9 protein-coding genes are annotated in these 7,579 nt (G+C 45.5%); 2 read left to right on the top strand and 7 right to left on the bottom strand.

Annotation, left to right across the window (positions count from 1 at the left end):
- Positions 1–347: 347 nt before the first annotated feature.
- From B3157_RS03720 to B3157_RS03750, 7 genes are all read right to left on the bottom strand, one after another.
- Complete coding sequence (locus B3157_RS03720; protein ID WP_292588953.1) at positions 348–1,349, bottom strand: alpha/beta fold hydrolase; 1,002 nt, start codon at positions 1,347–1,349, stop codon at positions 348–350.
- A gap of 261 nt (positions 1,350–1,610) precedes the next feature.
- Positions 1,611–1,991, bottom strand: a complete 381-nt coding sequence (locus B3157_RS03725; protein WP_292588955.1) for a hypothetical protein — start codon at positions 1,989–1,991, stop codon at positions 1,611–1,613.
- Entirely contained in the window at positions 1,988–2,347 is a 360-nt protein-coding gene (locus B3157_RS03730; RefSeq protein WP_292588957.1) for a hypothetical protein, read from the bottom strand. The genes B3157_RS03725 and B3157_RS03730 overlap by 4 nt, the downstream gene beginning before the upstream one ends.
- A complete protein-coding gene (locus tag B3157_RS03735) occupies positions 2,323–2,781 on the bottom strand; it encodes a hypothetical protein (RefSeq protein ID WP_292588959.1) in 459 nt (152 codons plus the stop codon). Before B3157_RS03735 ends, B3157_RS03730 begins: the two co-directional genes overlap by 25 nt.
- A 200-nt stretch (positions 2,782–2,981) precedes the next feature.
- Positions 2,982–3,335 carry a VOC family protein gene (locus B3157_RS03740; protein WP_213918276.1) on the bottom strand — a complete coding sequence of 118 codons (354 nt, stop codon included), beginning with the start codon at positions 3,333–3,335 and terminating at the stop codon, positions 2,982–2,984.
- Positions 3,336–3,373: 38 nt separating this feature from the next.
- On the bottom strand, positions 3,374–3,949 hold the full coding sequence (locus B3157_RS03745) for a hypothetical protein (RefSeq protein ID WP_213918274.1): 576 nt from the start codon (positions 3,947–3,949) through the stop codon (positions 3,374–3,376).
- Between the two features lie 372 nt (positions 3,950–4,321).
- Entirely contained in the window at positions 4,322–4,876 is a 555-nt protein-coding gene (locus tag B3157_RS03750; RefSeq protein ID WP_214079684.1) for a hypothetical protein, read from the bottom strand.
- A gap of 396 nt (positions 4,877–5,272) precedes the next feature.
- On the opposite strand from B3157_RS03750, the gene B3157_RS03755 reads away from it, so the two are divergent.
- Together B3157_RS03755 and B3157_RS03760 are read left to right on the top strand one after the other, a co-directional pair.
- The gene (locus tag B3157_RS03755; RefSeq protein WP_214060747.1) at positions 5,273–5,635 is read left to right on the top strand and encodes a DUF4180 domain-containing protein; all 363 of its coding nucleotides are present in this window, start codon (positions 5,273–5,275) and stop codon (positions 5,633–5,635) included.
- 272 nt (positions 5,636–5,907) lie between these two features.
- Positions 5,908–6,987, top strand: a complete 1,080-nt coding sequence (locus tag B3157_RS03760; RefSeq protein WP_292588964.1) for an iron-containing alcohol dehydrogenase family protein — start codon at positions 5,908–5,910, stop codon at positions 6,985–6,987.
- Positions 6,988–7,579: the final 592 nt, after the last annotated feature.

The raw sequence follows: 7,579 nt of genomic DNA on the forward strand, positions 1-7,579 counted from the left end.
CGGGATCTCGCCCTGAAGATCCGCTGTACGCTTAAAAACGGTGACCCCGCTGTACGCTGGAAGAGCCGCTGTACGCTGTTTAGAGCCGTCTTCGTTGAAATCGAATACTAGATCTTGGAATACAGCGGAGAGACATCTGGGATAAAACCCTCGAGAGCATTTAGAATAGTGATTGCTCAATCTTTGCCAGACTCCAGAACCGAGAGCCGCTTTTTAGCTTTTGTTCTTATAACTTGCAACTTGAATCTTGGAACTTGGAACTGATGACCAAGAACGTGGACGCGAAGCGTCGGAACGAGGAACTGCTCTTGTTCCTAAAAATGGAGTCCCTCTTTTTCAGACGATCTCTAAAGTGTTTTGACGAACCAATCTACGGTGGCCCCGATCAACTGATCAAAGGCTGTCATGTCCCCCGTGAAAATGTTGAACGTATGGTCCGCGCCTTCTATAAGAAGAACTTCTGACTCATTGTTTCTTGATGCATCGACAATTCTCTGAGCATTTACAGGATCAACTACTGTATCTAGAGCACCATTGATTGCTAGTACTGGCGCTGTGGAGTTAGAGAAGACCTGTAACACGTCAGTGCCATAAGCTTCATCGAACCACTGAAGACCTAGCTTAAGGGAGCTTCTCCATTCAAATGTAAGCTCATAGAATCCGTTTTCCTTTGCAATTTCGTAAGCTTCTAGATCTGCAACACCCGACAGGTCGGGTGCGCCTGCCCAACAAACAACGGACTTGTAAGCGGGATTTTCACCTGCTGCGAGCAAAGCGATTGTTCCACCCTGGCTCCAGCCCATTACTCCTGCTCTATGGCCGTCTATTCTCGGAAGACTTGCTGCGTAAGCGAAGGCGATATTCGTATCGTCCACAGCCGATGTGAAGTTGTAGTCGATGTAGTCTGCAGTACTCTCGCCATTACCAATGAAGTCGAAGCGGACACTGGCAATACCTGCCTCTGCGAGAGCAGGAGCTGCCAGGAGGTAGCCTCCGCCGGCTTCGCTCTTGTCAGAGCCGGTTCCATGAAGCATGACGACTATTGGAAATGGTCCATCGCCTTTAGGGATGCAGATAACAGCAGGAATATCATGATCGATATTGGGAATCATGACCGATATTTCCGTATACGCCGCAGGAATCTTCAATACCGTTCCCACCTGCAGTGCAAACTCATCAGTGATTCCGTTGAGTTCAGCGATTTCCTTCCAGTCGACATCATAGGTCTTTGCAATCTCCCATAGAGTGTCTCCCTTTACAACAGTGTACTCGGTTCCGGCCGCTAGAAGCATGGTGCCAAGAAGCAAGACCAGAACTACGGCCAGAGAAGCTCTCCTCGTAACTTTCAATACAATCACCCCTCACATAAGGATTTGGTTTCAATTTCAGTATACACCCCCAGAAAAGAGGCGATGAGACAAATATCTGTCATTTAGGTTATTTGATCGGCTGCCATTCTCCAGTCCAGTCAACATAGTTCTCATGCTTCACAGAGACTAACGTATTTCTTTCGCCACGACCGCAATTCTTTCTCATGCAAATGGTGCTCCCGCCAAGAGTTGATCACGCAGAATCCGTGGCGTGTCCGGCACTCTCTAGACTTTGCGCAATCAGTATGTGCTGCACACTTGAACGGCGTAGTCGAATTCTTCTCCATGCTTCATCCACAAGAGAAGGAAAAAATTTCCTCTCAAGTGAACGGTCCCCGCGATTGAAATTTCGCTCGATTCAGATACTTCAAGCAATCGGATTGTTTCTGATCCATCCAGTCTGATTGCCTTTAATTCGAAGGCATCTCCATAAACTAGCCACTTGCCGCCAGGGAGGACCGCGCAGGATGAAGCGGTGAGGACGAGATCTTCTGTAGATAGAGTCCCCTTCACTGCATAAAATACTGCAATGAAGCCATTTTCTTCGATGAAGAAAACTCTGTCCTCTTCCGGCAGCCAGTGAAGCTTGTTCGTCGAGTAAGTTACTCCGATGTTTTTCACTGCAGAAGTCTGCGTCTCTTGGACGAATATCTTCCCCTCTGCCCGCGGAAAAGGCCAAAGTCGCCGGTATCGCTGAATCCGAAGAACTCCAGCCCGTTTACCGAGCTGTAGGAAAACTCAGAGAACTTCCCTTCGCGATTGACCGAAACTGCTTGCCCGGTGTGTGAATAAATGGTAAGTATTTCATCGTCTCGCCATTTGTAGTTATATTGATCGGTCGAGACAATCTGAACTGCTTCGAAAGGAAGAGCAAAGACATCGTACTCGCCTGCATCCAGATCGTATACTTTGAATCTTGTCGAAGGGTCGCTACCCGCCCTCATCTCAATTATTAGCCTATTTCTGTCGAAGGACAATTGAGACCTTTGAGAGTGATAGCATTCGATGCCACATCCAGCCAGATCAACTCTCCTCTTATCAAGTCAGCCGGTCTTTCCACAACTTCAAATACCTCAGCAGGGTTTTCATAGTGAACTGAGTTGCTTTCTTTCTTTATAACAAGGTTATCGATTCTGTTTCTCAGCTCGAGATCTCTTTGATTTGGCCATCTCGTGTACATGAAACCATAGCTTCTGAAGACCTCTGCTGCCTCCTCGACGGCCTCGTCAAGGGAGTGCATTAATTCTTTCTTTCCTTTGGCAGTTATGAAATTGCCTTCACTTTCGATTCTTGCCAGAGATGCTTCAATACTATCGAAACGTTGATTGAGATACTCCTCAGCTGCTTCAGAAGCTACCGTTCTCTTTTCTGCCCTTTCCAGAAAATCTATGAATTCTTTGCAGAGACCCAACGAGGGACGTTTCCGGGGACTCCATTATTTACTGTTCGTTAGCATTCGCATTCTTGATTATCATCGATGCTTCGCAATGACAGCGGCCTTCAGTGATCTGTCTCTAACTTTACAGGTTCAGTTCTTGTATTAAAATCTTGAAAGAATCCGAGCAACATTCATTATACAAGCCGGTGTCGCAGCAGCTATCGTGCTTTTCTCTACTTCCTCTGTATCAGGCCGATCATATGGCCTTCTGGATCTGTAAAGAATGCAAGGATATTATTCCCAGATTCGAACGGCCCCTGGAGAATTTCCTGTCCCTGATTCTTGACTCGTTCAATGATCTCATCCATATCCTCAACTTCGATATAGAGAGCCCTGTGAGTAGGAAGAGTGCCTTTTCCCGTGAATATGCCTCCGTTTATTCCTTTAGGGTCTCCGCTCCTGAATGAATGGAATTTAGTATCGCTAACTTCTGTTTCCCATTCGAAGACTTCCTCATAGAATTCCGAAAGTGACTCCCCATCTAGTGCGTTGATTTCCCAGTAAACTACTGGCATTTTCTTAGCCACTGAATTCGCCTCCTAGCGATAACGTATTACTGCTGAAGCTAATCTAGAGTTGCGGTACTTCCCCTTTGATTAGCCGTTGTGAACTCTGCTGAGTAGATCCTTTGAAGATGGTGCTTTCTGTTCTTCAACTTTCTTCTTTCGAAGAAGAAGGTTTCAACGGCAGCCCATATAAAAACCCAGCTCGCAATGACCAGAATTTCGTGAAGAGCGTACGCGTTAAATGATAATTCCGTAAGGATCGAAGCGCTGCCCATTGCCAGCATGCCGACCACGATAAGAATGACACTTAATCTTGCCAGTCTTTTCAGATCCAGATCAACGTAGTAGACTAGCGGAACAAGAGAATCTCTGATAGAGTTTCTGACCCTCGGAATAAACTCTTTCATCTCTGATTCAGGACCTTCAATTGAAACACTCAGACCTCTTCTCAATGGTAGGTACCTGGTCCGCTCTTCAAGTAATTCGATAAGCTTTTCAGCATCTTGCTTTGCGAACGATGTGTCGTCTGCTTTGACATGTACGGTGCCGTCATCGGCTCTCTCAGAGTAGCTTTTCACGCGCCTATCGAGCTCTCTTGTTTCGACTTTCACCCTTTCTAGACTGGTTTTGTTCAAGAACTTCATCTCCTTGAGCCGATATTCATGTTTTCCAAACAACCTGGCGGCCGTTAGCTGAATGATTGCGATGAAAGATTATAAGTCAACCGCCACACAAAAGCGAAGGGATCTACAGAACAACCGCTGCGAAAAGAGTTCGCGGATTATCACTCCACAGAAGGCCGGAATTTTGTGGAATGACGATCCAAATAATTACGTTCATAGTTTCTACAGGTTTATTTTCATGCGAAGAACGCTTCATTCGTCATAGAAAAAATGACTCAACATAATGGTCCTTCACATGATCAACTGTCTACACTTGATGAGCAGCTCTCACGCTTTCTCGAACAATCGGCCTCTTTCTTCCAGAGAGATACAGTTCAAACCTGTTCAGTAATGCCATGAGTATTTCCGCTCTGCATCGATTCTCTTTCCATCTGTCAGAACGTAATCTAAGAACAGAATCTCGGTGGCTCTGTCGAAAGACGGCATGACCCCGAACATGTGGTTCCAAGTGTTCACGAAAACAATCGGCCTGTCCTCCAAAAACGTTATGAATTGAATCATTAGGACTGCCGAGCCGTGCAGATCTTTCGTGTCAGTGAAGGAGTGGTCTCCGGAGAACACGCCGGGAAAATCGATTACGATTATCTGACCGTCGGAATTGTATCTTACGTAGAAGGTTTCTATATCTTCTACACGACCGTATCTGAAGAATCTGTAGGCATCGTACAGGAAATCGAGTAACGCGCACGGGTGATCTTCATCCGCAAAGACCACAGTCACTTCAAGTAATAGATTCTGCTCTGAGAAATCTGTGAAGACCTCTATGATACCGTTCCTTGAATCAAACTCCGGCATCGAGAAGACAGGCAGTTTGATCTCGAATCGTGCAAACGTTAGAATCGCGAGTACCAAAGAAAGCAATGTCAGTATTCTTCTCATGAACATCCCCCCATAAACACCTATTTGTTCTCGAGTAATATTGTATAATGCGGATGCATCCAAACAGCCATGAAGTATTTCATGCTTTGTCGGCAACATCAAACAAGCGGGCAAATCGGTGTATCCCTTCTCGGGAACTTCCGGCTTTTTTCGTTTGCTCTCTCAATCTATCAGATGATAAGGAACGGTTCTTTTCTGCGTCCAGCACATTTCTCTTTCTGTAGCAATTTTGAACATGGTCGAAAAGGTGCCAGTTGCACTGGTCTGTTTTTCGCCCTTTGAGGAACGCTTCGTAGTTCTCAAAGCTCGCGCCATGAAAGAGAATCAGTCCCTATTTGGATTACATTCCAGCTCTCTGATATCATATACCGAGATCGCTCAGGGGTCGGTGAGAAAATGAAAATCATTGAAAATGAGAATGCAAAGATAGGAGTTTATGATGCGCAAGACGTTGCTATAAGTAATGCACAGGCATTGCTTGACTCAATATCGGACAGTGTCTATGAAGGCTGCACCGATTTCATATTCAGAAAGGAGCACTTTCCAGAGGAGTTCTACGATCTCAACACAGGTCTTGCGGGGGAGATTCTTCAGAAGATGACGAACTACAGGTTGAGGCTTGCAATTGTCGGAGACTTCACCAGTGTTAATAGCAACAGCCTGCGTGCATTCATTGCCGAGTCGAACAGGGGCACCCAGAACTTCTTCGTAGCTACCGAAGAAGAGGCCATCAAGAAACTCTCCCGAAGGGCTGACTAGGACGAACATTCTCAAAGTATCCTTTTTTGACTGGGGTCCATCTAGACAGACGCTTCTGGGTGTCTTTTGCCGGGCATCTTTGTCCATACATCCAGTTTTGGAGATAGGGATCTTCAAACAAATGTCGAATCAATAATGTAGTTACATAACAACTCTTCTGCCAACAAAGACAAGGGATCGTTAAATTGCCTTCTGCTTGGGCAACTGGTAGAATTCATTTGGAAGCAGATTCAAATTAATGTCTGCCAATGCTCCGAACTGAAGGTGACGTGTTGATTGATCATTCCACTAGATCGATAGAGATACCAAAATACATAATTGTTAAGCCTGGCGCTTTTGAAGGACTGTCCGCTTTTCTAGAAATGATGAGATTCAACAGTGTCTGTTTTGTCACTCAGAAGGAAGTGCTTGACATCTTACCTTATATAAGAGATTCAATAGAGAGCAAAGATCAATCTGTGTTCATGGTTGATGAGAGGCCGAACCTGAACAATCTCATAAGTAAAGTCGACCTTGTTCATAGTATTCGCCCTGATGCATTAGTTGGTATTGGCGGTGGATCAGTCCTCGATACGGTCAAGTTCTTCGGTCACATTCTGAACATCCCGTTGATTCTTCTTCCTACTTTAGCTTCGAACGATGGAATTTGTTCTCCTGTCGTTTCAATGAAGCTTAGCAATGGCAGAAGCGACAGCCTCAGGGCGAGAATGCCTTTCGCCCTCTTTGCAGATGTAAGCGTAATACACAGTGCACCGAAGAAATATCTCTATGCAGGTTTGGGTGATGCGATTTCGAATGTCCCTGCCATTCTTGATTGGGAGCTCTCAGCGCAGCGTACGGGAGAACAGATCGATTACTTCGCAAAGACGCTTTCTGTAATGAGCTACAAGAGTTTGCTCAACTTCAGGCACGCCAGCATTGATGACGAAGACTTTGTGGAGACACTAGTGAATTCGCTGATCACGAGCGGAATTTCCATGGAATATGCGGGGAACTCTCGTTCTGCAAGCGGTTCCGAGCACATGCTCTCCCACGCGGCAGATGTTGTTTTCAACAGTAACTTTCTCCATGGCCATCAGACTGGATTCTACACTTGTATTGTCCTCAAAGCGTATGATGCCGAGCTCTATGAAAAAGTATTGGAACTCCTTTGCGATCTAGGATTTTTCAACTATCTACCGGAGGATCTATTTGATAGTGGCAGGTTTTCTGAGATCTTGAAGATTGCCAGAACGATAAGGCAACGATACACGATCCTCAATACACTGGATGATAAAAAGCTTCTTGAAGTCTTTGAGGACTCTGTATCTGAAATTCGTTACGCCATTTCGCACACTGATTCCCGAACATAAGTCTGGCAAGATTAGATATTGTGGAACGCATAGGGAAATAGTGTGATGATTTTCACAGATATTGTCATTCTAGCAAAGCCTTATCATACCCTCATCGTCTTCTTGGAGTTCAAATGTTTCATTCCTTGGTTCCAGAATCAGTGACCATTGTCAAGTAATCACGATTTCACGCATCTCTACTCCTCTTGATCTTAATCCCCGCTCTACGCTCATCATTACCCACATCATATTCTCTGGATCTCATCTCATCCGTTTCGCTGTCTCATGATCTCGTGGTCTTCAACCAAGAACCTGGACACGTAGTGTCGGAACGATGAACCACTCTTCTGCTCTTGATCTTAAATCCCCTTCAGCGGGGGGTGACCAATTGCAAATGGGGTGTGTGCTCTTTGAAGCGCGTCTCGCATCGTTTTTCGCTTCTTTTGTTCTGTCATCGTGCATTGCAAAATACAGGATCTGCTATTTCTCGTAATGTTGGTGGTCTCGAATATCGTCTTTCTCGAAGCGAAGCTTCATCTCAAGTTCAAAGCGTTCTCTCTCGTTCCCTCGATCTTCCACTCGTTTCTTCAAAGGTAGGGTCAAGAGATGGCGC

The sequence above is a fragment of the Mesotoga sp. UBA5557 genome, assembly GCF_002425715.1.
Taxonomy (GTDB): domain Bacteria; phylum Thermotogota; class Thermotogae; order Petrotogales; family Kosmotogaceae; genus Mesotoga.